Source organism: Pedobacter sp. NO84 (assembly GCF_059703915.1).
This window is the reverse complement of record NZ_AP046575.1, coordinates 1,443,123-1,468,922: the sequence shown is the minus strand read 5'-3', so window position 1 is coordinate 1,468,922 and position 25,800 is coordinate 1,443,123. Positions and strand designations below refer to the sequence as shown.

The 25,800-nt window shown below is 39.6% G+C and carries 20 protein-coding genes and 1 tRNA gene; 10 read left to right on the top strand and 11 right to left on the bottom strand.

The window, feature by feature from the left end; translation table 11 throughout:
• Nucleotides 1-22: 22 nt before the first annotated feature.
• On the top strand, nt 23-202 hold the full coding sequence (locus tag AC6H0V_RS06430) for a hypothetical protein (RefSeq protein ID WP_497562891.1): 180 nt from the start codon (nt 23-25) through the stop codon (nt 200-202).
• A 458-nt stretch (nt 203-660) separates the two neighbouring features.
• Here the strand turns inward: AC6H0V_RS06430 and AC6H0V_RS06425 are convergent, their stop codons facing one another.
• From AC6H0V_RS06425 to AC6H0V_RS06410, 4 genes are all read right to left on the bottom strand, one after another.
• A complete protein-coding gene (locus AC6H0V_RS06425; RefSeq protein ID WP_497562890.1) occupies nt 661-2,361 on the bottom strand; it encodes a sodium:solute symporter family transporter in 1,701 nt (566 codons plus the stop codon).
• Between the two features lie 64 nt (nt 2,362-2,425).
• Nucleotides 2,426-3,916 (bottom strand): L-arabinose isomerase, encoded by a 1,491-nt coding sequence (gene araA, locus AC6H0V_RS06420; protein WP_497562889.1) that lies wholly within the window; start codon nt 3,914-3,916, stop codon nt 2,426-2,428.
• A gap of 62 nt (nt 3,917-3,978) precedes the next feature.
• Nucleotides 3,979-4,677, bottom strand: a complete 699-nt coding sequence (locus tag AC6H0V_RS06415; protein WP_497562888.1) for an L-ribulose-5-phosphate 4-epimerase — start codon at nt 4,675-4,677, stop codon at nt 3,979-3,981.
• The gene (locus tag AC6H0V_RS06410) at nt 4,674-6,374 is read right to left on the bottom strand and encodes a ribulokinase (protein ID WP_497562887.1); all 1,701 of its coding nucleotides are present in this window, start codon (nt 6,372-6,374) and stop codon (nt 4,674-4,676) included. The genes AC6H0V_RS06415 and AC6H0V_RS06410 overlap by 4 nt, the downstream gene beginning before the upstream one ends.
• Before the next feature lie 547 nt (nt 6,375-6,921).
• Here AC6H0V_RS06410 and AC6H0V_RS06405 point away from each other — a divergent pair.
• Nucleotides 6,922-9,039, top strand: coding sequence for an InlB B-repeat-containing protein (locus AC6H0V_RS06405; protein WP_497562886.1), 2,118 nt, complete (start codon nt 6,922-6,924; stop codon nt 9,037-9,039).
• Nucleotides 9,040-9,107: 68 nt separating this feature from the next.
• Nucleotides 9,108-11,045 carry an OmpA family protein gene (locus tag AC6H0V_RS06400; protein ID WP_497562885.1) on the top strand — a complete coding sequence of 646 codons (1,938 nt, stop codon included), beginning with the start codon at nt 9,108-9,110 and terminating at the stop codon, nt 11,043-11,045.
• Nucleotides 11,046-11,661: 616 nt separating this feature from the next.
• On the opposite strand, the gene AC6H0V_RS06395 is transcribed toward AC6H0V_RS06400, so the two are convergent.
• A complete protein-coding gene (locus AC6H0V_RS06395) occupies nt 11,662-12,516 on the bottom strand; it encodes an alpha/beta hydrolase (RefSeq protein WP_497562884.1) in 855 nt (284 codons plus the stop codon).
• 264 nt (nt 12,517-12,780) lie between these two features.
• Here AC6H0V_RS06395 and AC6H0V_RS06390 point away from each other — a divergent pair.
• Nucleotides 12,781-12,870: transfer RNA gene (locus AC6H0V_RS06390), tRNA-Ser, on the top strand.
• A gap of 1,134 nt (nt 12,871-14,004) precedes the next feature.
• Here AC6H0V_RS06390 and AC6H0V_RS06385 read toward each other — a convergent pair.
• Genes AC6H0V_RS06385 through AC6H0V_RS06370 form a run of 4 tightly spaced genes read right to left on the bottom strand, consistent with a single transcriptional unit; the run spans nt 14,005 to nt 17,246 of the window.
• Entirely contained in the window at nt 14,005-14,997 is a 993-nt protein-coding gene (locus AC6H0V_RS06385; protein ID WP_497562883.1) for a YihY/virulence factor BrkB family protein, read from the bottom strand.
• A 1-nt stretch (nt 14,998) separates the two neighbouring features.
• On the bottom strand, nt 14,999-15,409 hold the full coding sequence (locus AC6H0V_RS06380) for an acyl-CoA thioesterase (RefSeq protein WP_497562882.1): 411 nt from the start codon (nt 15,407-15,409) through the stop codon (nt 14,999-15,001).
• Entirely contained in the window at nt 15,409-16,464 is a 1,056-nt protein-coding gene (mltG, locus tag AC6H0V_RS06375; protein WP_497562881.1) for an endolytic transglycosylase MltG, read from the bottom strand. Before mltG ends, AC6H0V_RS06380 begins: the two co-directional genes overlap by 1 nt.
• An 8-nt stretch (nt 16,465-16,472) precedes the next feature.
• Nucleotides 16,473-17,246 carry a PASTA domain-containing protein gene (locus tag AC6H0V_RS06370; RefSeq protein ID WP_497562880.1) on the bottom strand — a complete coding sequence of 258 codons (774 nt, stop codon included), beginning with the start codon at nt 17,244-17,246 and terminating at the stop codon, nt 16,473-16,475.
• Between the two features lie 116 nt (nt 17,247-17,362).
• Here AC6H0V_RS06370 and AC6H0V_RS06365 point away from each other — a divergent pair, with 116 nt between their 5' ends.
• Nucleotides 17,363-18,346: a D-alanine--D-alanine ligase gene (locus tag AC6H0V_RS06365; protein WP_497563365.1), complete on the top strand. Its 984-nt coding sequence runs from the start codon at nt 17,363-17,365 to the stop codon at nt 18,344-18,346.
• 35 nt (nt 18,347-18,381) lie between these two features.
• On the opposite strand, the gene AC6H0V_RS06360 is transcribed toward AC6H0V_RS06365, so the two are convergent.
• Nucleotides 18,382-19,806: an MATE family efflux transporter gene (locus AC6H0V_RS06360; protein WP_497562879.1), complete on the bottom strand. Its 1,425-nt coding sequence runs from the start codon at nt 19,804-19,806 to the stop codon at nt 18,382-18,384.
• Between the two features lie 458 nt (nt 19,807-20,264).
• Here AC6H0V_RS06360 and AC6H0V_RS06355 point away from each other — a divergent pair, with 458 nt between their 5' ends.
• The 3 genes from AC6H0V_RS06355 to AC6H0V_RS06345 are packed head-to-tail and all read left to right on the top strand — an operon-like array spanning nt 20,265 to nt 22,390.
• The gene (locus AC6H0V_RS06355) at nt 20,265-20,894 is read left to right on the top strand and encodes an ABC transporter ATP-binding protein (RefSeq protein WP_497562878.1); all 630 of its coding nucleotides are present in this window, start codon (nt 20,265-20,267) and stop codon (nt 20,892-20,894) included.
• The gene (locus AC6H0V_RS06350) at nt 20,888-21,982 is read left to right on the top strand and encodes a hypothetical protein (protein ID WP_497562877.1); all 1,095 of its coding nucleotides are present in this window, start codon (nt 20,888-20,890) and stop codon (nt 21,980-21,982) included. Before AC6H0V_RS06355 ends, AC6H0V_RS06350 begins: the two co-directional genes overlap by 7 nt.
• A gap of 6 nt (nt 21,983-21,988) precedes the next feature.
• On the top strand, nt 21,989-22,390 hold the full coding sequence (locus tag AC6H0V_RS06345) for a DUF3592 domain-containing protein (RefSeq protein WP_497562876.1): 402 nt from the start codon (nt 21,989-21,991) through the stop codon (nt 22,388-22,390).
• An 84-nt stretch (nt 22,391-22,474) separates the two neighbouring features.
• On the opposite strand, the gene AC6H0V_RS06340 is transcribed toward AC6H0V_RS06345, so the two are convergent.
• A complete protein-coding gene (locus tag AC6H0V_RS06340) occupies nt 22,475-22,894 on the bottom strand; it encodes an acyl-CoA thioesterase (RefSeq protein ID WP_497562875.1) in 420 nt (139 codons plus the stop codon).
• A gap of 230 nt (nt 22,895-23,124) precedes the next feature.
• Here AC6H0V_RS06340 and rpsO point away from each other — a divergent pair, with 230 nt between their 5' ends.
• Nucleotides 23,125-23,403, top strand: a complete 279-nt coding sequence (gene rpsO, locus AC6H0V_RS06335; RefSeq protein WP_379091784.1) for a 30S ribosomal protein S15 — start codon at nt 23,125-23,127, stop codon at nt 23,401-23,403.
• Nucleotides 23,404-23,526: 123 nt separating this feature from the next.
• On the top strand, nt 23,527-25,662 hold the full coding sequence (gene pnp / locus AC6H0V_RS06330; protein WP_497562874.1) for a polyribonucleotide nucleotidyltransferase: 2,136 nt from the start codon (nt 23,527-23,529) through the stop codon (nt 25,660-25,662).
• Nucleotides 25,663-25,800 lie beyond the last annotated feature (138 nt).

The window sequence follows — 25,800 nt, the reverse complement described above, 5'->3', positions numbered from 1 at the left end:
TCCTCGTTTGTAACGAGGATGCATGAGAAAGCCGATTGTATCGCCAAAGGAACATCCTAAAGTATTAATCCAAAAGGTACCCAACTCGTCTTCGTTTGTAATGAGGATGCATGAGCAAGGCGATTGTATCGCCAAAGGAACATCCTTAAGTATTAGTCCAAAAGGTACTCAACTCGTCTTCGTTTGTAATGAGGATGCATGAGCAAGGCGATTGTATCGCCAAAGGAACATCCTTAAGTATTAGTCCAAAAGGTACTCAACTCGTCTTCGTTTGTAATGAGGATGCATGAGCAAGGCGATTGTATCGCCAAAGGAACATCCTTAAGTATTAGTCCAAAAGGTACTCAACTCGTCCTCGTTTGTAACGAGGATGTAAGAACAAGGCGATTGTATCGCCAAAAGAGCCTCTAAACATCCAGCAACCCTTGTTGCTTTCACCGACTTCTGGTAACTAAACCTGATGGGAGCGGGCACGGAGCCAGCGAAGTAAAGTAAACAGCTCCAAAGAGTCCCTTTAGGACAGGGCTAACATCCATCGCTGCTTCTGTCCTTGCTTTTCTAGATCCACTATTTATACATCCAAACGCCAAAACCTTCCAACCTCAATAAAAAATGCGATAACCTTTGCAGATTATCGCATTACTAATTAATGATTTGTAACTACCAGAACCTCACATAGATCATAATGAGAATTAATAATGTAATTACAATCATTGCCATAATTCCTGGCGAAACCTTAAACATGGTTTTATCAATCTCAAATGCTTTTGGGTTAACTTTTGGTCCAGCCAAGCTTAATCCGATCATAATTAGCATGGTAAAGGCAAATGCCCATCCCATCCAAATTAAAAAGGGAATTTCATACACACCATTGCTGTTTATGTAAGCGGTGTATAGCCAGGTTTCGTGGCCAAATAATTTGGTGGCAAAACTGTTGAAAAAGAATGAAAAAGCAATTCCTGAGATCAGACCTGCTACTGCGGCAGTACCTGTAGTGCGTTTCCAAAACATTCCCAAAATAAACATGGCAAACACTCCCGGACTAATAAATCCGGTATATTTTTGGATAAACGTAAATCCACCTTCGCCACCAATTCCCAATAGATCTTTCCAAGTTAGGATGATAGAGATAGCCATTGCGGCAAAGATTGCAACTCGACCCACATACACCATTTTCTTTTCATCCGCGTTTTTATTCAGGTATTTTTTATAGATATCCAGCGTAAAAATGGTGGAAATGCTATTTGCCTTACCCGCTAAAGAGGCTACGATGGCGGCAGTAAGTGCGGCTACTGAAAGTCCTTTTAATCCGGTAGGTAAGAAGCCTAGGATAGCAGAATAGGCATTGTCGGCCACAACATGACCATTTGGTGCCATCTGGTGCTGTAAACCACCATTTTTGTGGAGAACATAGGCTGCGATACCAGGTAACATTACGATAATCGGCATTCCCAATTTTAAGAAGCCAGCAAATAAGATCCCTTTTCTAGCGGTTTTTAAATCTGCTCCTAAAGCTCTCTGGGTGATGTACTGGTTACAGCCCCAATAATTTAGGTTTACGATCCACTGACCTGCAAAGTACATCGCAATGCCTGGGAGTGATAAGTATTTATTAACATATTCTTGGGTAGAATTTGCATCCGGTTTGGCCAAGATCATTTTAAAATGTTCTGGCGAATCCGTCATCAACATCTTAAAACCGGCTATGGCATCTTTGCCCATTCCGAAACGATCGCTCACTAAGGTAAGGGCAATGTAGGTGGTGGCTAAACCACCAATAATGAGTACTACCACTTGAATTACATCGGTAAAACCGATAACTTTCATGCCGCCTAAAGTAATGATCAGGGCAAACACTGCTAGTCCGCACATTACTAAACCAAAATATTCTGGATTAACCATGCTACTAATGGCAATGGCTCCTAAATATAAGATTGAGGTTAGGTTAACGAAAATGTAAAGAAATAGCCAAAAAATAGCCATAATTAAGCTTACCGTTTCATTATACCTAGTTTGCAGAAACTGAGGCATGGTAAAAATCTTATTCTTTAAATAGATTGGAATAAACCAAACGGCCACGATAATAAGAGCGATTGCGGCAATCCATTCGTAGGCAGCTACCGCGACACCTACCGTAAAACCTTGCCCGCTCATTCCAATAAACTGCTCTGCGGAAATATTTGAAGCAATTAATGAGGCACCAATGGCCCACCAAGTCAAAGAACCTTCAGCCAGAAAGAAGTCGTGGCTTCCTGAAACTGCTTTATTCTTTTTGCGACTATAAATCCAATAGCCATATGAGGCCACTACGATAAAATAGAAGATAAACACGGCATAATCTACCGCTGAGAGATTATTCATAATAGTTTAATTTGGTTTAGTCCCGAGAGCTTCAAGAGAGGCTTGTTGTTATCGGGAAGGTTAATTATTTGTAATATACTTCATTCCAATGCAATTCATTTCTAAATTGGTTAATTTTTGTTTCGGCTCCAATATTTATATACTCTAATCCGGCAATATTTGCAAAATCGAGCAGATGCTCCGTTGTTAAATTCTGACTATAAGCGGTATGGTGCGCACCACCAGCATAAATCCAGGCCGCACAACCTGTTTTCATATCTGGCAGTGGCTTCCATAATACTCTAGCAACGGGTAAATTTGGCAGTTCATTCTCAACCTCAACGGCCTTCACCTCATTAACCAATAATCTAAATCTATTACCCATGTCAATCAGAGAGGCATTTAGGGCATCGCCCCCGGCTACATTAAATACTAAACGGGCGGGATCGGCCTTGCCACCAATGCCTAAGGGATGTACTTCGAGGCTTGCTTTTCCTTTTGCCAATGAAGCATCAATTTCTAGCATATGTGAACCCAACACCATTTCGTTGGCTGGATCAAAATGATAGGTATAATCTTCCATAAATGCATTTCCGCCAGGTAAACCTGCGCCCATTACCTTGCAGGCACGTACTAAAGCTGCAGTTTTCCAATCGCCTTCTCCAGCAAACCCATATCCTGAGGCCATTAATCGTTGCGCAGCTATTCCTGGTAATTGCACCATTCCGTGCAGATCTTCGAACGTATCAGAAAAGCCCTTGAAATTTCCATCTGCTAAGAATTTTCGAAGTCCGACTTCAATTTTAGCCGCTTCATACACTGAGGCATGTCGGGAACCACCAGTGCGGAGATCAGAAGCCATGGTGTAGGTTTCTTCATACTCGCTCAACAATTCTTTAACCGTTTGATCGCTGCTGCTATTGATAATTTCAACTAGATCGCCAATGCCATAGGTGTTAACCGAAAATCCGAATTTCATTTCAGCTTCTACCTTGTCGCCATCCGTTACTGCCACATAGCGCATATTGTCTCCGAAGCGAGCAAATTTTGCGCCCTGCCAGTCGTTCCAACTCGCAGCGGCTCGGCACCAGGTATTGATTTGATCGATTACTGCTTCATCCTGCCAATGCCCAACCACCACCTTGCGATCTTTACGCATTCGAGATACCATGAAACCAAATTCACGATCTCCGTGTGCACTTTGGTTTAGGTTCATGAAATCCATATCTATTTTGCTCCAAGGAATATCACGGTTAAATTGGGTATGAAGGTGTAGTAAGGGCTTCTGAAGGATATTTAGTCCTCTAATCCACATTTTAGCCGGAGAAAAGGTATGCATCCAGGTAATTACCCCGATGCAGTTTTCAGCAACATTTGCTTTTTGTAGAGTTTCAAAAATTTCTTCTGGTGTTTTAACTATAGGTTGATAAACCACGTTAACCGGAATTTTAGTATGCTGATTGAAAGAATCCGCAACTTGTTGCGCATGTGCCGCCACTTGCCTTAGTGTTTCTTCTCCGTATAAGTGTTGTGTTCCTGTAATGAACCAAACCTCGAGGTTTTTTAGATTTATCATAATTTGATTGTTAAGCATTAGGCGTGAAGCGATAGGCGACGCTAATCGCCAAACGCTCAACGCTATTCTTGTCCGTAATAAGCATCAGATCCATGTTTTCGCTCAAAATGTTTTTGGATGAGCGAATCCTTCAACCTTGGTGCTTGTAAGCTAATTTGTTGGGTAAGCATGGCCATTTGTGCAATCGCCTCTAAAACGGCACTATTGTAAACTGCTTTCTCGGCCGTTTTTGCCCAAGTAAATGGAGCATGATTGCCCACTAGGATCATTTCTACTTCCTTATGGCTTAGGCCTAAATCTTTAAAATGGTTAATGATTTGGAAGCCTGTTTCATATTCATAATTTCCTTTGATCATGCTATCATCCATTGGGGGAGCACAGGGGACATCAACCGTTAAATGATCGGCATGTGTGGTACCGTATATCGGGATAGGCAGTTGTGCCTGTGCCCATGCGGTGGCGTAGGTAGAATGGGTATGTACTATCCCTGCAATATCGCTCCAATTTTTATATAAAACGGCATGGGTTTGGGTATCAGATGATGGGCGTAGCATTCCTTGAACAGTAACACCCTCAAAATCTACGATAACCATACTGTCAACCGTTAATTGATCATAAGGTACACCACTGGGTTTTATCGCAAATACACCTTTATCGCGGTCTGCAGCACTTACATTTCCAAAAGTGAAAAGAACCAGATTCAATTTCGGCAATTGCATATTTGCGGCATACGCTTGTTCTTTTAAGTATTGATAGCTCATGATAAATAGGGTTTTACATCTTTCTTGCTATACTTTTCTATATATCTTCCTAATGCCAAATACTGCTTATAATGTTCGCGGTACATTTTTTTCTTTTTAGCATTTGGTTTGTATTCCTTTTCGAAACCTGTGCCCATCCCCTCCATGGCATCTTCTATAGTAGGGTAGATGCCTGCAACAACTGCAGCAAACATCGCGGCGCCTAAAGCACATGTGTGCTCAAAACGGTGCACTCGGATTGGCATTTCAATAATGTCGGCCATCATTTGCATCACGTATGGCGATTTTTTGGCCACACCCCCAATTCCAATTATTCCTTTTACGGGAATCTGTTGTTCTTTATAGCAGTCTACAATGCTTTTAGCGCCAAAACAGGTGGCTTCGGCCAATGCCCTAAAAAAACGTGGAGCATCGGTGCCTAAATTTAAACCCGTAATTGCACCCTTTAATTCTTGATTTTGGATGGGTGTTCTTCTTCCGTTTAACCAATCTATGGCTAATTCAGAATAATCTGCATCCCCTAAAGCTGCTGCTTGTTCGCTTAAAGTACCGATAATTTTATCTTCCATTTCAGCTACTAAAGCTGCTTTAGTAGAGTCATCGATTAGACTTGATTGGCTTAGTAAATTGTTAACGGGCCAGCTAATGAGGGTTTTAAACCACGCGTACACATCACCGAACGCTGATTGGCCCGCTTCTAATCCAACCATATTTGGTATGATAGAGCCGTTAACCTGACCGCAAATTCCTTTTACCAATTTCCCGTCCATTTCATTAGAGGGAATAACCATCATATCACAGGTACTGGTACCAATAACCTTACTTAAAAAATAAGGCTCAATCTGCCCGCCTACAGCTCCCATATGCGCGTCAAATGCACCTACTCCAATTACAACATTGGTGTGCAGGCCCAGTTTTTCAGCCCATGCGGGCGATAAGTTACCCGCCGCAATGTCCGAAGTATAGGTGTCTGTAAATAATTTATCCCTAAAGCCTTTTAATAAGGGGTCTAATTTGATGAAAAATTCCTCGGGAGGAAGGCCGTTAAATTCTTCTGCCCATAATGCTTTATGTCCGGCTGCACAGCGACTTCTTTTCATTTGCCTCACATCCGTTTCTCCGCACAATAAAAAAGGGATCCAATCGCACTGCTCTACCCAGGATACCATGCCTTTTCGTACTGCTTTATCTTCACGGAGTACATGAAGTAGTTTAGACCAGAACCACTCTGAGGAATAGATCCCTCCTGCATATTTTAAATAATCGATTTCAAATTTCTCGGCAGTGGCATTAATCTCATTTGCTTCTTTAATGCCTGTATGGTCTTTCCAAAGTACGAACATCGCATTTGGATTTTCCTCAAATCCACTTTTTAGAGATAGGGGAGTTCCTGTTTCGTCAACAGCAATCGGAGTTGATCCCGTGGTATCAACCGAAATACCTTTGATAAAAGCAACTATGTTTTGCCCGCCAGCCTTTTCTACACAATCTTTAATGGTCTGTTCTAGTCCTTCAATGTAATCTAAAGGGTGCTGTCTGAATTGATTTTCTGAAGGAATGCAGTATAACCCTTGTTTCCATCGGGGATAAAAGAATACCGAAGAGGCTATTTCCTTACCATTTGCCGTATCTACCAGTACTGATCTCACCGAATCTGTTCCGTAGTCTACACCAATTACATAGTTTACTTCGCTCATACAAATAATAAATGTCTAATTAACGTTTATTTTTTTAAAATAAAAAATTTTGTTACAATTAATTAAAGAAAAGATAACAAATTAGTTTCTTTAATGCTGTTTGGTTAAATACTGCCTGAGGAGCTACCATGCTGTCATTGAGTAAGGATAAACCTAGCCGCGGAGAGGGGTTTGTAAAACTTCATAATTTTTAAAACCGGATGCTTAAAATGTCCGTATGTATAGAGTTTGTAGTTTCTACACTAATAATGTTAGTTAAAATATTACACTTAATCCTTTAAACAGAGCAGTTGTAATATTAACATCTTACACCAATCCAGCAACTATCGTTTAAAATTACTTCATCGATTAAGGTGATGTGAGGTCGTCAAGTAACTATTTTGTTATAAAACGGCTTGCCAATAATTAAATAAAAGATTTAACGTTCGCCGTGGCATCTGCTTTGCACCTTACAATATAAATAGGGTTTAAAATTAGATCATCCTTTCTTTTAGAATGACCTCCTTGTCATTCACTGGGCCTTCACTGAAACTAAACTTAATTCATAATGAAAAAAACGATTACTTCGAATGAGGTCAATGCCTTTTTGCGCCAACCTCCGCGCTATTTTAAAATTTTTGCTCTCCTAATTTCCTTCTTAATGTTATCCGCAACATTCTTTTTAGGATGTAAGAAGGATAATTTTGCCGATGAAGTTGCAGGGCTTTGTCCTGTTGTTACTACTGATCCTATGGATAAGGCTGTTAATGTGGTTCTGGATAAAGTAATCACCATTACTTTTAATACAGAAATGAACCCAGCTACAATAGATAACTCCACTTTTATGATCAAACAGGGATCAACTTTAATCGCGGGAACTATCGCGGCAACTGCCAGTCCTAAAATATTTACTTTTAAGCCAAATGTTGCACTACTTCCTTTCGTAGTGTATTCAGGTACAGTTACTACGGGTGCTAAAGATACGTTCCGTACGGGGATGGTGGCCGACTATACATGGACGTTCACAACCATTCCTGTAGTTACTATAAGTGCACTTCCATCAACTGGAGGAGTAGTTACTGGTGGTGGAGGCTACGCGCAGGGTTCACTTGCTACAGTGGTAGCAACGCCAAACGCCGGTTTCACCTTTACAAGTTGGACAGAAAATGGTACAGTAGTTTCTACGAGTTCAAGTTATCAGTTTACGATGGCCGGAAACAGAACGTTAGTTGCTAATTTCACGGCTGTTCCGGTTGGAACTATCGCGATCGTTCTTTCTTCAAGTCCTGCTGCGGGAGGTATAACTACGGGTTCAGGCGCATATGCTCCTGGTTCTACGGTAACAGCAACTGCTGCGGCGAACGCTGGATATACGTTCTTAAACTGGACAGAAGGTGTAACGGTAGTATCTACAAGTGCGAGCTATCAATTTACTGCAACTACCGCGAGAACTTTGGTTGCTAACTTCAATATAATACCTGCCAGTCAGTTTGCAGTGATTTTATCTTCTAATCCAGTAGTGGGTGGTACAACCAATGGAGAAGGTGCTTATGCAGCAAATACTTCGGTTACTATCACAGCTGCTGCGAATGTAGGCTATACCTTTACCAATTGGACCGATAAAACTACTGGTGCTATCGTATCTACCAGTTCTGCCTATACATTTGCTATTACAGCGAATAGGAGTTTCGTAGCTAATTTCACGCTTAACACATACACGTTAAATGTTACTGCAGTAAATGGTTCGGTGGTAAAAAACCCAAATCAGGCAACATATAATCATGGTACCGTGGTAACGCTTACCGCAACACCTAATTCTGGTTATACCTTTACTTCTTGGTCTGGAGATGCTACAGGCTCTACCAACCCATTAAACGTAACCATGAACGCCAATAAGAATATAACGGCTAATTTCACTGCAATTGTTACGCCGCCGTTGTTCAGTTCTATATTCGCAGCGTTTGGTCTTGCAGGATTAACCAATCAGGGTGTCTTTACAGTGATCAATAATGGAAGCATTGGTACTCCTGGTGCATCTACCACGGTTACCGGATTTCATGATATGACCGGCGACAAATACATCGAGACTCCATTAAATATTGGAAATGTAAAAGATGGCAGGATCTACACTGCTGGCCCGCCACCAATAATATTTGGCCCTGGTGGACCATTCGGAGGTAATGCTACAACAAAAGGCATTGCAGATGCAGGTCTTTTAAGTGCAACTAATTTTTATAACAGTATTTCTCCTGCCAACAGGCCAGGCGGTATTGTACAGGCACAAGAACTAGGTGGATTGACATTGCCTCCAGGTACTTACAAAGCAGCGAGCGGTCCCTTTGAAATCATAAATGGTGATCTTACACTCGACGCTCAAGGTAATCCAAACGCCGTATGGGTGTTCCAAGCACCTAGCAGTTTAACCGTTGGTTCTACAATACCAAGGAGTGTTAATTTAATCGGAGGAGCACAATCTAAAAATGTGTACTGGTATGTGGGTAGTTCAGCCGTTATTAACTATGCCGGTGGTGGAACTATGGTAGGAACTATTTTATGTAGCGCTGGTGGAACTTTATCATCTCCTGCAAATAGTACAAACACACTGGTTCAGACGGTATTAAATGGTAGATTGATATCAATAAATGCTTCTGTTACCATGGTAAACACTATAATTAATACACCTTAATAACTCCTATAAATCCTCCTTCGGGAGGATTTATTTAACCTTCAATTAAATAATTTAAAGAAAAATATATGTCAACGCTAAATAAAATATTAAAAAAAGCAATCGGCTGTAGCTTAATCGTGCTATTGGTGCAGGTTTCTTTACACGCACAAACTACAGAACCAAAATGGTGGTTCGGTGTATCTGGAGGCGCTAATGCTAATTTCTACGATGGGACTACCCAGCGACTTGATAATACAATTATTGTTCCTACAGCTTTTCACAAAGGAAAAGGAATACGCCCATTTGCCTCGGCACTAATCGAATATCGTCCTTCACATACATGGGGCGGTGCATTAAACCTAGGTTTCGATGACCGATCGGCAAAATTTAAAGATGTTGTTGCGCCGTGTAATTGTCCGGCTACGTTAACCACAAACTTGAGTTATTTTACGATCGAACCCGCATTACGATTAAACCCTTGGACCGGAAGCTTTTATTTGTTCGCTGGACCAAGAGTTGCGGTGAATTTGCTTAAAGATTATACCTACACCCAATTAAATGCCCCAGATGTATCAGGTGAATTGACCAGTATAAGAAAAACGTTGGTTTCAGGACAAGTAGGGATGGGATTTGATATTCCAATTTCAGCCCCAACTAGTACTACTAGAGTTTTGCTTTCGCCATTTGTATCTTATCATCCTTATTTCGGACAAGATACAAGATCGATTGAAAGCTGGACTAACACTACCGTGCGAGCGGGTATAGCACTTAAATTTGGTAAAGCAACAAAGGTAGTAACACCAGTAGTTACACCTCCAATAGTGGCTCTTCCTGATGTTGCTTTCTCTGTTCGTGCTCCAAAGCCAATTCTTGTTAAGAGAGAGATCAATGAAACTTTACCATTATTAAATTATGTTTTCTTTGATGAAGGATCATCGGCAATACCTAGCCGTTACACTCTTCTTTCGGCTGATCAAGCTGCCAACTTTAAAGAAGAACAGCTCCAAAATGAGCAACCTTCTAATGTAACTGGGCGATCAGCACGTCAATTGGGCGTTTACTATAATGTATTGAATATTTTAGGCGATAGATTAAGAGCTAACCCTTCAACAGCTATCACCTTAAGTGGAGCATCACTGAATGGTCCAACAGAAGGTCTGGCTTTCGCTACCAATATCAAAAAATACTTAGTGGATGTTTTTGCTATCGCAGATTCTAGAATCAGTGTTAACGGACGTACCAAACCGGCTATGCCATCAGAACAACCAGGAGGCAAAAAGGAGCTTACGTTATTAAGAGAAGGCGATCGTAGAGTAGATATCCAGAGCAATTCTTCTGCATTGATGATGCAAGTGGGCGGTGGGATGATGAATCCAGTAATGATTAATGCTACTCAAGCTGATCCTATGGATAGTTATGTTATTTTTAACGTAGCTAGAGCAAATGAAGCACTTCAATCCTACACCATCGACTTAACTGATCAAAATGGTAACGTGAGCCATTACGGACCGTTTACTAAAGATCAGGAAAGTGTGCTTGGAAAAACCATTCTTGGTAGCAATAAATCCGGAGATTACAAAGTTCAATTAATAGGAACAACTAAAACTGGAGCCATCATCAGAAAAGAAAGTAACGTTCACATTGATAGCCAGGAAGAGATGGTTGAGAAAGGTATGCGTTATAGTATTCTGTTTAATTTCAACAAATCTTATACCGTTGCAGCCTATTCGCAGTTCCTTAAAAATGTTGTAGTTCCATTAATTTCAGATTACTCGACAGTGATTATCCATGGCCATACTGATGTAATTGGTACTGATGCCTATAATTTGAACTTATCGCAAAATAGGGCAAAAGATACTCAACAATTGCTTCAAAATGCATTGAATAGTGCGGGTAAGACCAATGTGAAGTTTGAAACATCAGGTTTCGGCGAAGAACAAAGTCAAGCGCCTTTCAATAATAGCAGACCAGAAGAACGTTTTTACAATAGAACAGTAATTATAGATATCAATCCTAAACAGTAATGATAGCTTAAAAGTTAAAGATGCCATATCCTAAGTTAGGATATGGCATTTTTTTTTAAGGTTAATGTTACTATGCGAGATCTAAAAATCCATGGCAGTTGGAAGTCTGAGACACTTTGTGAGGCCAAATAACATACAAACCTCCATAAACTATACGACCCCGCTGGGGTCGCAGATAGCCGATGCGCAAATCTAGGATATATAATCCCTACGGGATTACACGTTTTTTGGCTGAAGGAGAACACCGGAGCGATAAACGCCAATCTATTTACAGATTGACAACGACACTTTTTGCGATAATCAGAAGACCTCGGAGAGATCAAATGGATTATATAATTCTTACTGGATTACACATTTTTTTGGTTGATGAATAACACTGGGGCGACAAACGGGAATCCATTTCTAGTTGCGAACGACACCTTTGCGATAAACCAGAAGACCTCGGAGAGGTCAAATAATATAGAAAATGTGATAAAGATTTCGACCCCAGCTGGGGTCGAATATTTCATGCGTAAATCTAAGGTATTTGTTAATCGCGGGATTAATTGAGTAAGGCATAGTTAGCCAAATAAAGCTCATGTTACCATTTTTTAAGTTTAGGAGTAGCAAATCTTGACTAAGGATTGTGAAAGGTTTCGGATATAAATTCTAAAACTTTTGGCAAGGCCGCGCGCCAATAGACCCAACTATGACCGCCATCTCGCACACGGTATTCGTGAGGAATGTTTTTTTTCCGCATCATAATGTGTACCATGGCGTTTCCTTCATATAAGAAATCGTCATCGCCACAATCGATATACCAACGTACCGCATTCTTTTGGTTATTCGGCATACTGCTGATCTTCCCAATTATGGTTTGACTATTAAAAAGTTTTAAAATGAGGGAATCAGGTATGCTCTTATCTTTAACTCGAGACTTAAATTCATCATAACTTGGTGTGCCTACAGAAGCACTTAGTGGGCATGATGATGAAAACATATCTGGATGTTCGAGCGCATAGATAAAGGCACCGCCACCGCCCATTGATAGGCCTGCAATTGCCCTAAATCTCTTGTCGGTTTTAACCCTATAGTTTTTTTCGATAAATGGGATAAGCTCCTTAAAGAAGAAATCTTCGTAATTCCACTCGGGTGCATTGAAATAACCTTGATTTGCCCCTCCGGCATCGGGTGTAACAATAATCATAGGGGAGGCGCCGCCTTCTAAAATTGCTTTGTTGGCGATGGTGAGCAACTCTCCATATTGCGTCCAACCGCTTTGATTATCGCCCGCACCGTGTAATAAATAGAGTATGGGATAAGTTCGATTGGATGTCTCATAATCCGGTGGCAGATAAATCGCAAATTTCCTGTCCATTTTTAAAATTTTGCTTGGCAACGATAGCTGATCGAATACTTTACCCGACTGCGAGAATGTTAAAGTTGAGCTAAGTAGGAGGAAGGAGGTGAGAATTACAGTTAATTTCTTCATCGTATTTATAATTGGTTTATTAAAGTTAATATTTTTATGTATAAATGTATGGACATTCATTTAGAAATTCAATGCCAGCAATCCATGTGTTTATCGGCTATTGCTCTAAATTTTTATCCTTATACACCACGTAATGGTGATAATGACGACAACAGCAAGGAATAATGTAAATTTTTATTGCTCTGTTATAGGCTCTTAGCCACTTTTTATAAAAAATACCAGTTCATAGTTTGCAGATTTAAACAGAGTTCGTACTTTTGCGGCGGAGAGTTGGCAGAGTGGTCGATTGCGGCAGTCTTGAAAACTGTTGACTTGTCAAAGGGTCCGCGGGTTCGAATCCCCCACTCTCCGCCAAGAAAATGTCTTCAACCGAATGGTTGAAGGCATTTTTTGTTTGTGGCAAGCTCAAGCGCAGCTTGAAGGCGCGCAAGCAAACAAAAAATGCGTCACGAGCGTAGCGAGTGCATTTTCTTGCGTCAAACCCACATTCAGGGGATCACCGTAGCGAAGCGGAGGTAATCCCTGGTTTCATAAAGATTTCTCTTCGAGCCCGTCAGATAGACAAGAAAGTGGATAGGAACGAGTGCATTTTCTTGCGTCAAACCCACATTCAGGGGATCACCGTAGCGAAGCGGAGGTAATCCCTGGTTTCATAAAGATTTCTCTTCGAGCCCGTCAGATAGACAAGAAAGTGGATAGGAACGAGCACATTTTCTTGCGTCAAACCCACATTCAGGGGATCACCGTAGCGAAGCGGAGGTAATCCCTGGTTTCATAAAGGTTTCTCTTCGAGCCCGTCAGATAGGCAAGAAAGTGGATAGGAACGAGCACATTTTCTTGCGTCAAACCCCCCATCAGGGATCACCGTAGCGAAGCGGAGGTAATCCCTGGTTTCATAAAGATTTCTCTTCGAGCCCGTCAGATAGACAAGAAAGTGGATAGGAACGAGCACATTTTCTTGCGTCAAACCCCCATCCAGGGGATCACCGTAGCGAAGCGGAGGTAATCCCTGGTTTCATAAAGGTTTCTCTTCGAGCCCGTCAGATAGACAAGAAAGTGGATAGGAACGAGCACGTTTTCTTGCGTCAAACCCCCATTCAGGGAATCACCGTAGCGAAGCGGAGGGTAATCCCAGGTTTCATAAAGGTTTCTCTTCGAGCCCGTCAGATAGACAAGAAAGTGGATAGGAACGAGCACATTTTCTTGCGTCAAACCCCCATTCAGGGGATCACCGTAGCGAAGCGGAGGTAATCCCTGGTTTCAAAAAGGTTTCTCTTCGTGCCCGTCAGATAGACAAGAAAGTGGATAGGAACGAGCACATTTTCTTGCGTCAACCCCCATTCAGGGGATCACCTAGCGCAGCGGAGGTAATCCAGACTTCTAGCTAAATATCAATTAAAACCTGACGGAGATTGCTTCGCCACGATGAAGGATCGGGCTCGCAAAGAGCGCAGAAGCTCCCTACATTAACCGAAATGGCTAACTGAATCAGTTTTTCTCCAACTTATCCTCAACAGGAAGTGGGTTTTTGAATAGATTAAAGTTGGGCCGGATAATTTTTACACTTCTTTTAGAAAGGTCTACACTTGCATTTAACTCAAATCCAACCAATAGAATAAGCGAATTTAGGTATAACCAGATCATAACAACAATCAAGGTTCCGATAGATCCATAGATCTTGTTGTATGAGCTAAAATGATTAATGTAGAACGAGAATCCCCAAATGGTTAAAAAGGCCAATATTGTGGCTAACCAGGATCCTGCACTAAAAAACTTCCATTTTTTTGCATGAGCAGGCCCATATCGATATAAAATAGAAACGGTAATAAAATAGAGCACACCCAGTAAAGCCCATTGTGTAAATAAGATCACATACACCGTTAATGAGCCGTTATAATGGATTTCCTCCTTTAAATAATTGAGCAACAATGCGCTTATCGCCATCGCTGCAATGCAAATAATCACTGAAAAAGCAATGATCACGGTTAGAATGAGGGCAACCAATCTTTGTTTCAGCCACGTCCTTGTTTCTACTACCAATGATGATTTGTTAAATGCAACCATCAATTTATGAACGCCATTGGTTGAGAAAAAAAGCGATAAGAAAAAACCCAAAGACAATAAGCTTCCGTTTTGGATATTTACAATTTCATTAATGGTAGTCTCAAACGCTATAAAAGCATTATTTGGCAATACCAAGGCAAGTAATGACATTAATGTTTCCTGGAAACCTATGCTTTTAGGGATGTATGGAATTAGTGTAAAGAGGAAGATAATCGCCGGAAAAATAGCCAACATAAAATTATATGCCAAGGAGGAAGCTTTATTAACCAAGGCTTCCTTGCCAATTTCCCTAAAGAAAAAGATGGCAACGGTGTACAGCGGGAGTGGACTAAAACCAGGCAATACACAAACTTTTGTCCATTCGATAAATAGACGATAGATTTTAAGCTTTAATAACTGTTTGTGTATCCAATTCATTTTAACTAAAATACTGCCGAACGTTTTTCATAAAATTTTCTGGCGGTGCACAGGGCCTTCTGGTTGCTTTATTTACAAAAACCAATGTCGTTGTTCCGGTATTGATCAGCTCATTTGCTTCATTATAGATTTCATAATAGACATTAAGTCTAACAGTGGGTAGTTCTTCTACAATCGATTTAATGGTTAATACTTCGTTATAATATGCTGGTTTTATATACCTCGATTGCAATTCTAAGATAGGCAGCATCACCCCCTCGGCCTCCATTGTAGCATAGGTCATGCCAGAGCAGGCTTCAAAGCATTCAGTTCTTGCCAGTTCGTAATATTGCGCATAATTACTGTGATGAACAATACCCATTTGATCTGTTTCAACGTAACGAACCCTTACCTTGCTTTCGTATACGAACATTATTTGTAGATATTACGTTTGTTCAAAGCTTCTCTATATTTCTTGGCATTAATTTCATGCTCGGCAGAAGTTTCTGCAAAATTGTGGTATCCTGAAAAATCCTCTTTGGCACACATGTAAATGTAGTTGTTTGCTTGCCTGTTCAAAACTGCATCGATAGCATTAATACTCGGCATCATAATTGGTCCTGGAGGTAAACCAGCAAATTTGTAGGTGTTATATTTAGAGTTAACGTTAAGCAACGTATTAGTAACACGTTTAACCGTGAAATCATTATTGGCATAAATTACCGTAGGGTCTGCCTGCAATAGGATACCCTTGTTTAGGCGATTTAGGTATAGCCCAGCAATGATTGGCATTTCTTTATCGTAGAGTGCCTCAGAATCTACAATAGACGCTAAAATAGATACCTGGATTGGAGTTAGGTTTAGGCTTTCTGCTTTCTGCTTTCTACTTTCTGTCCAGAATTTGGCATATTGCTTCTGCATTTTTTCAAAAAAATCGGTTGGTTTGGTGTTCCAATAAATTTCATAAGTATTTGGAATAAACATGGTGTATACATTTTCGGTAGTAAAACCATATTTTTCTACCAAAGCTGCAGAATCCAATACTTTAATAAATGCCAATGAATCGGCTTCCATGTTTTTAGCGAGATACGCTGCAAAGTTCTCTTTTTTGCGAATGTTCTGGAACTTCAGCTTAACCGCGTCTTGGTTGCCCGCTTTTAATTTATTGATTAATGTACGATTGTTCATGCCTTCGGTTAGTGCGTACCGACCTGGTTTTAAGCTATTTGCCAAATTCATTTTGCTAGCTGCTTCCTTAAAGGATTCAATATTTTTAACGATATCTTTATCGGTTACTTCTCGTAAGAAATCATCCACAGAAGATCCTGTTCTAATGTAAATGTACTTTTGACCCCCATTCACATTGGGTGCGAAATACAATGCATAAAATTTCATCCCAAAAAAACCAACAATGATTAGGACGATTAGTGCTACCGCCAATATAATTTTCGTACTTTTTTTAACTTCTTTATTCGATTCTAAAATCATGCTAAGGTTTAGTTTTTTGGTTTGTTAGAAAGTGTAATATTTATTGGTGTACCAATCTTCACTTTGGTAACTGTATCGGCCGTTAAAGGAAACTGCATTACAATTACTGCATTTGCTGAATCCGTGATTTGACCCTCATAAGTAATCTGCCCCACCGTAAGCATGGCTCCTTTTAGAGAGAATTTCGCTTCATCAATGGTTAAGCCTACCAGATTTGGCAATTCAACTTCTTCATTTCCCCGACCATCACCAAGAGTGAGGTTAATTCTTGATCCGGTAGGTAAAATTTCACCAGTTTTGATGGGTTGACCACCAAAAAAAGCTTCTAAAACCACATCTCTAGCTACATCAGGTTTATAAAGAGTATCCCCTAATTTTAAGCGATAGCTTTCTAAAATGGCTTGTGCTTCTCGTAATGATTTTGATTCGATGTCAGGAAACTTCACATTTGGTGCCTGCGAAGTATTAATGGTTAAATAAATGGTTCTATTTCCTTTTACGAACGTATTAGCGTCAGGATCCTGATCCGTTACAATACCTGGGGGTTTATCCATTACATAAACCGAATCAATCTCGTACCGAAGTCCGAGATCTTCTAATGTACTTACTGCTTGTGCTAATGGCAGTCCTTTTAATTCCGGAACATTTAGGCCTTCACCATGTTTGGTGTAAAATCTTAAACTAAAAAAAGCTATCAATAATAGGCAAATAACGGTAGCAATAGCGGCTAAGAGATTATTTCTGAAAGATTTTGTTTTAAGGTACGATGTAAAGTTGCCCATTTATATTTTTCTGATAGAGGTATTACCCTCCAAATTTAGTTTAAAAAAATATTTTATCTCAATTAAAATCAAATCTGCATCAACTAATTTATATTTTTGGACATAAAATTTAAATGATGAAGAAAATAATTGCATTATTAACCGGTGGTACTACTGGCGAATGGGTAGTGTCGGTAAAAAGTGCGGTAACGATTGCCCAAAACCTCGATTCAACCAAATTTGAAGTGTACAAGATCATGCTAACAGAAAATGGTTGGTTTTATGAACCTTCGGATTCGGTTAAAATTGCAATCGATAAAAACGATTTCTCCCTCACACTTAGTGGAAAAAAAATAAAATTTGATGGTGTTTTTATCGCAATTCATGGCTCCCCAGGTGAAGACGGAAAATTGCAGGGCTATTTTGACATGATCGGACTTCCTTATACCACATGTAATGCACTTACCTCAGCCATTACCATGAATAAAGGATATACCAAAGCAATAGTAAATGGAATACCAAAATTGCATGTAGCTAAGTCTGTTCAGGTCTTTAAAAATACGGCTTTTAATATTGATCAGCTTAAAACTGATTTAAAGTTGCCCTATTTCGTGAAACCAAATAGCGGTGGAAGTAGCATCGGTATGAGCAAGGTTAAGCATACTGCTGATCTTGAGAACGCCCTAGAAAAAGCATTCAATGAAGATGATCAGATTTTGATAGAGGAGTTTGTATCGGGACGGGAATTTTCTGTTGGAGTTTTTAAGGCCAAGGGCGAGGTAATTGTATTGCCTGCAACCGAAGTTATCCCATCCAATGAATTTTTTGATTTTGAAGCAAAATATACACCAGGTGCTTCAGAAGAAATTACCCCAGGAAGGATGAACGAGGAAGAAAAAAGTAGGGTAGAGGAGATAGTTGCCGCCATTTATCAGAAACTGGATTGTAATGGAGTGGTGCGGATAGATTATTTCTTAGAACACGAGACAGGAGATTTTTACTTTATCGAAATAAATACCATTCCTGGACAAACCATTACCAGTTTTATTCCACAACAAGTGGCAGCAGCTGGCATGGGATTAAAAGATTTTTATACCTTGATTGTTGAGGAGTCGATTTAAGTCATCGGATGACTAACAGTCATCCGATGACTGGCTTAAACAACCTTATTCTTCCACTTCCCTTTTCTAAATAGCACAAAAGCAGCAATAGTAATTACCGTTTCTGCACACGGAATCGCGATAAATACTCCTTTTGGACCTAGATTTAAATACTTCGCTAGGAAATAAGCAAACGGAATTTGAAATACCCAAAAGGCAAAAAAGTTTATCCATGTAGGTGTTACTGTATCTCCTGCTCCATTAAGTGCACCGGTAAGCACCATTCCGATTCCGAATAGGATCATTCCGGCACTCAAATATCGGAGGGCCTCGGCAGCAACCTGTTTTATTTCTTGGTTGGTAGTAAAAAATGAAGCAAAGAAATTTCCGCAAAAGAAAAATAAGATAGATACAAGTCCCATAAACACAATGATGTATTTCATAGTTTTATAAACGGATTGTGTTGCTCTATCCAAATGTCCCGCACCCATGTTTTGTCCAACCAATGTGGCAGCCGCATTACTCAATCCCCAAGCGGGGAGAATAAAAAATATCATTAATCTGATTGCGGTTTGATATCCGGCTGAACCGATTTCACCCCCTGTTTTTGCCACTAATTGCGACAGAAAGATCCAACTGCAAGAGCCGATCACGAATTGTAGTGTACCCGGTGCAGCAATTTTTACAATCGCTTTAATTTGGTCCCAATGCGGTCTAAAATAAGATAGTTTGATTTTTAGGGCACTATTTCCTCTGATTAAATGAAAAAGCTGATAAGCCACACCCAAGCTTCTTCCCAATACAGTAGCCATTGCAGCTCCGGTTAAGCCAAAAGCTGGGATAGGCCCCAGCCCTAAAATAAATAAAGGGCACAAGATACAGTTGGCAATATTTGCAATCCACAGGCTCTGCATCGCGATAGCTGCATTTCCAGCTCCCCTAAAGATCCCATTGATCAGGAATAGCAACATGATGATCGTACTGCTTCCCATCATAATGCGTATAAAATTTGTTCCATGGGCTGCAGTTCCCGTGCTTGCACCCATCAAAAGAAGAATGTCTCTGGAAAAAATTAACCCAACAATGCTAATAATTACAGTTAAAAACAAGGTAATTACGATAGTCTGCATTCCTGCTTTTGCAGCTGCAGAAGGATTTTTTTCGCCAATTCGCCTTGCTACTACTGCCGTAGCCGCCATGCTCATCCCTATGGCAAGCGAATAAATAATAGTGAGTACCGATTCTGTAAGCGCAACAGTTTGGATTGCACTGCTGCTATTGGGGAGATGACCTACAAAATAAAGGTCGACCAGTGCAAATACCGATTCCATCATCATTTCTAGCATCATCGGGATCGCTAAAAGGACTATCGCCCTGCGGATGCTGATTGAAGTATAATCTGTTTCCTTGCCCTTTAAGGCCTCAACAATGAGCGTATAAATAGAAGAAAGACTAACTGAAGTCTTATTTACTTGCGACATAAAATAAAAATTGTATAGAAAAACCATGAGATGCACAGAAAATGCATCAAAAAATTGAATTAGAGAATGGGTGTACTAGCTTAATCTAGCCTGTGCGTACAACGAGGAACCTCATAGTTCGTAAGAATTGATGTTGTAAAAATAGAAAAAATATCATAAACACAAATTATATTTAAAAACTCCATCAGACTTAATATAGACCTGATAATTAAGCCTGCCGTCTTTGCGATCCCGATTCTTTCTCGGGAGAAGCAATCCCCTTGCCGTTATTCACAATAAACCCGAAATGCGATTGCTTCGGCTGTGAAGAACAGGCCTCGCAAAGCCGAATAGCTAATGCTTCATCAATTTAAAACCTCTTTTTTCTAATCAGCTTTGCCTTTTATCTCCATACTCAAATCTCACTACCAAAATGTAACATCGGCAGCCTAAACTCATCAAACATAAAAGCTAATCTAATGAACCTAAGTCTGTCTAAGATCTACAAACAATACGGGAGCCATGTTGTGCTCCAATTTGATGAATGGAAAATAACAGACGGAATTTATTGGTTAAAAGGCGGTAATGGAACCGGTAAAACTACACTGTTTAGGATTATTTCTGGCCAGACGCCTTTTGATGGCGAGGTATTATTGAACGGAACTGATTTGAAAAAGCAGCCCATTAAATTTCGATCAATGATTAGCAATGCCGAAGCTGAGCCTCAATATCCGCTGTTCATAACCGGAAAGGAACTTCTCACCTTTTATATGGAAGTGAGAAATGCGCAACAGTTTGAAGTGGCCGAACTGACCGAGCTTTTTGAACTAAACGATTTTTTAACCCAAAAAATAGGAGGCTATTCGAGCGGAATGCTCAAAAAGCTTTCACTGATCTGTGCACTTTTAGGCAATGCCGAACTTTATATCCTAGATGAGCCTTTGATCACCATCGATGCCAATTCTGCAGCTAAACTGTATGGGCTGATTTCTAGTAGGGCCAAACAGGGCAAAAGTTTTTTGTTGTCTTCACATCAAGAAATTGATAATGAAAGATTAGCGATCGCAGGGGTTTTCAAGATTGAACATAAACAAATTATAAGGTGTTAAAGCTTATTTTAAGAACAATCGGCCTTACCTTTTACCAGCAACATACGGGCCTGTTTTTGGTGTTTTTCTATTTGCTATTCGGCATGATCCAAGGAAAGGCGCTCATCGATTTCCATATCGCCCTATTAATTGCAATCTGTTCATCGCCCGTAAACCTGCTCATGCTTTTCGGCGTCTGGCTTTTGTATTCGCTCAAATGCTTGTTCTTTGTAAAACAGAAATTAAACTTAGCCGAATATCAGTTTACGAAAGCTATTACTGTTAAGCCTCAGGAAAAACAATACCTGATGTGGCTAAAACTGTACATTTTTTTACTGGTTCCCATTGTTATATATGCCGGGATTATAGTAGTTGTGTCCTTAAAAAACCAGTATTACATGAGTTTTTTTGCCACATTATGCGTAATAGCTGCGCTATTAGTTTTACTGGTTGGGTCTACCTTTAAACTTAGTAATTTCTCCTTTAATGATTCCAAAAATTGGGTTCGTTTACCTCGAGTGTCACTTAAAAAACCATTTTGGACTTGGCCTTTTTTCTATCTATTTACCGAACAGCGCATTATGCTTTTAATAGTAAAAGTGGTTTCTGTTTTATTTTTTAAAGCTATTTTATTGGTGTTTGCAGATGTAGGGAATGATATAAGAGTGTATTTAACAGCACTGCTGGCGGTTGTTTTAAGTCATGCGATATTAGTTTTAAACCTCGTGAAATTCGATGCCTTTTATGTTTCATTCGCTAAGAGCCTTCCTATTACTACGTTAAAACGCTTTGCTTGTTGGATTTTGATCTTCTCATTACTGCTGGTTCCGGAACTGATTTTATTGTATTGGTTAACTGCAATTGATATTATACAGCTATTTTACTGTGCATTTTTTGCCATTGGGGCGATATTGTTCCTCCAAACCTTAGTTTATTTACTAAAAGCAAATAGTGATCGCTATATGCAATACCTCTTGTTTTTCTTTTTTGGAGCCATGTGGGCGATTTTGGGCGGATATTTCCTACTATTTAGTGTATGTTGCTTATTTTGTTCTTGTTTTATGTATCTTGTAAATGCTAATAAAACGGATTTAAAGGAACTTGCCTAAATATAAATGGATATTACTCTCGTTTTGGGATTGGCCGCGTTTGGAGCAATCTTCTTACTTATAGGGATAAATAGCATGATTAAACGAAAGAAATTTGAGGCATCTGGCTTAAATGTCGTTGGTAAGGTTGAAGGCATGGTGACAGATTACAATCTAAATTCGAAAACTTACTATCCAGTTATTAATTATACCACAATAGATGGAAAGGAAATTGAAAAACAATATCACCTTGGATCCAATCCCGCTGCTTTTAAAAAAGGTGAAGAAGTTCAAGTTATTTATTTACACGATTCGCCGAAAGATTTTATAATCGCCGGCAAATTTACGAATGTAATGGGAATTATTTTTAACCTAACCGGATTTGTATGTATAATGGGAGCAATAATTCTATACATTATGAAAGTCTAACTATTGTATTTTATCATCTACTCGTCTATTTTTAAGAACTTATCTGCATCCAAACCCAAAATCGCTAACCGCCAATCGCTCCTCTTAAACACTGTAAGCCTTAATCATTTCATCATTAACCTTACAAGAACGTTGGGTTTTTAGATCAATCATGACATAATCGAAAATGCCATCTGAGGCCACTTTCCCGGTGGCTTTATTAATGATTTCAAACTGAACATTACTTCCTTTTTCATTCATCTCCAAAATTCCGGTGCGTACCAACAGCTGATCGCCCAGTTTAAGTGGTCTCTTGAATGAGATCGTTACTTTAGCTACAACCCAGCCATAGCCTTGTTCTGTGAACTTCTGCCAGCTCATGCCATAAAATTTATCCATCTGCTCATAGCGAGCGGCAAGCACATAATCCAGGTATTTACTGTTATGTACGTGGTTAAACATATCAATATCATCTGGGCGTACGTTTAACTCGGTTTCGAAAATGCTGTATTGGTTTTTGATCATTGGGGCAAAGGTAGGTAAAATTAGACTTACGAAGTCTTAAGACTTCGTAAGTCTAAACCCGATCTTAGCGAGAAATATTTTTCAAGTTAAACTTACGAAGTTTTATTGTTATCGTTGGGTGTTACTATCGCTCTCCACCCAACGCTCCGCGCCCTTGTTTATTACAAAAACTTCCCTTATCTTTGCACCGCAATTAATTAATTTATACACACTTTAGTATCATTCAAGAAATGTATTTAAGTAAAGAAAAGAAAGCCGAAATCTTTAAACAACACGGCGAAGTAGAAACCAACACGGGTTCTGCAGAAGGTCAAGTAGCGTTATTTACATACCGTATTGCGCATTTAACAGAACACTTAAAGAAAAACCGTAAAGATTTTTCTACTCAGTTGTCACTTCAAAAATTAGTAGGTAAACGCCGCGGTATTTTGGCTTATCTATTTAAAAAAGATATTGAGCGCTATCGTGCTATCATTAAAGCTTTACAGCTTAGGGATATCATTAAATAAGAAGCTTTTATCAATAAAAGCCATCAGCCAACAGGCAGATGGCTTTTTTAATTTAATACTCAAAAAAATATATATAAACAAGGTCTATTAAAAAGAGGAAAAATAGGCCACAACTATTAGTAAATGAATGTAATAAAAAAATCGTTCGATTTGGGCGATGGAAGAATTGTAGAAATTGAAACAGGTAAATTAGCTAAACAAGCTGATGGATCTGTTGTAGTAAAAATGGGAAATACAATGTTGTTAGCAACAGTTGTATCTACAGTTGGTGCAAAACCAGGAACAGATTTCTTGCCTTTATCGGTAGATTATCAAGAGAAATATGCGGCTACTGGTCGTATTCCAGGTGGATTTTTACGTCGTGAGGCAAGATTATCAGATTATGAGGTGTTAATTTCTCGTTTGGTTGATAGAGCTTTACGTCCGATGTTCCCTTCAGATTATCACTCTGATACACAAGTGATGATTTCATTGATCTCGGCTGATAAAGATATCATGCCTGATTGTTTAGCTGGTTTGGCGGCATCTGCAGCTTTATCAGTTTCTGATATTCCTTTTAACGGACCAATCTCTGAAGTACGTGTTGCTAAAATAGATGGTAAATTGGTAATCAACCCATTAGCTAGCGAATTAGAGCGCGCAACTTTAGAATTTATGGTCGCTGGTTCTGCAAATGATATCGGTATGGTTGAAGGCGAATGCGATGAAATTCAAGAAGATGAAATGGTAGAGGCCTTAAAATTCGCACATGCGGCAATTAAGGTTCAATGTGCTATTCAGGTAGAATTAACCGAAGCTACAGGCAAAACTGTAAAACGCGAATATAACCACGAAGATCATGATGCTGATCTAAAAGCTAAAGTTTATGCTGATACTTATGATAAAGTATATGCAGTAGCAAAAGCTGGTGGCGATAAAGACAAACGTAAAGATGGTTTTACGGCTATCATTAATGAGTTTTTTGAGGCAATGCCAGAAGATACCGCAGATCTTACAAAAGCAATGGCTAAACATTATTACCATGATGTTCAGTATGATGCGATTAGAAATCTATTATTGAATGAAGGAATTCGTTTGGATGGTCGTGCAACTACACAAATCCGCCCAATTTGGAGCGAAGTTGGTTATTTGCCTGCTGCCCACGGTTCGGCCGTATTTACTCGTGGTGAAACCCAATCTTTAACTTCGGTTACTTTAGGAAGCAAAGACGATGAGCAAATGATTGATGGCGCTTTCTTTAACGGTTACAATAAATTCTTGCTGCACTATAATTTCCCAGGTTTCTCGACAGGTGAAGTTAGGCCAAATAGGGGTGCTGGCCGTAGAGAAATTGGTCACGGAGCATTGGCTATGCGTTCTTTGAAAAAGGTATTACCGCAGGGCGAAGAAAATCCATATACTATCCGTATTGTTTCTGATATTTTAGAATCAAACGGATCGTCTTCAATGGCCACAGTTTGTGCAGGTACATTGGCATTAATGGATGCAGGTATTAAGATCAAAGCGCCAGTATCTGGTATTGCGATGGGTTTAATTACTGATGAGAAAACCGGAAAATACGCTATCCTTTCAGATATTTTAGGTGATGAAGATCACTTAGGAGATATGGATTTTAAAGTAACTGGTACCGAAAATGGTATTGTTGCTTGTCAAATGGATTTAAAGATCAACGGATTATCATACGAAGTACTAACTAAAGCCTTATTACAGGCAAAAGAAGGTCGTTTACATATTTTAGGTGAGATGAAGAAAACCATCGCTCAACCTAATGCCGACCTTAAACCACATGCACCACGCATCGTTTCATTAAGTATCGATAAAGAATTTATTGGTGCTGTTATAGGCCCAGGTGGTAAAATTATCCAAGAAATGCAACGCGAAACCGGTGCATCGATCTCTATCGAAGAAGTTGGTAATAAAGGTATCGTTGAAATTTTTGCTGATAATAAAGCTGCGATTGATGCTGCTGTAGCACGTATCAACGCTATTGCTGCCAAACCAGAAATTGGTGCCATTTACCAAGGAAAAGTAAAATCAATCATGCCATTTGGTGCATTTGTTGAAATTATGCCCGGTAAAGATGGATTATTGCATATTTCAGAGATCTCATGGGAACGTTTAGAAACTATGGATGGCGTATTGAAAGAAGGCGATAAAATTGAGGTTAAACTATTAGATGTAGATAAACAAGGTAAAATGAAACTTTCTCGTAAGGTTTTATTACCAAGACCAGAAAAGCCTGCTGTACAGTCTAGCTAAGACTTACGAAGCTTCTAAACTTCGTAAGTCTGGTAAGAGCCCTTTCATTAAATTGGAAGGGCTTTTTTTTTGCTCATCCGATGGCTCACCCGCTCACTCATCCGATGAGCATTAACTTTCGCACTTTATTCTAATTTC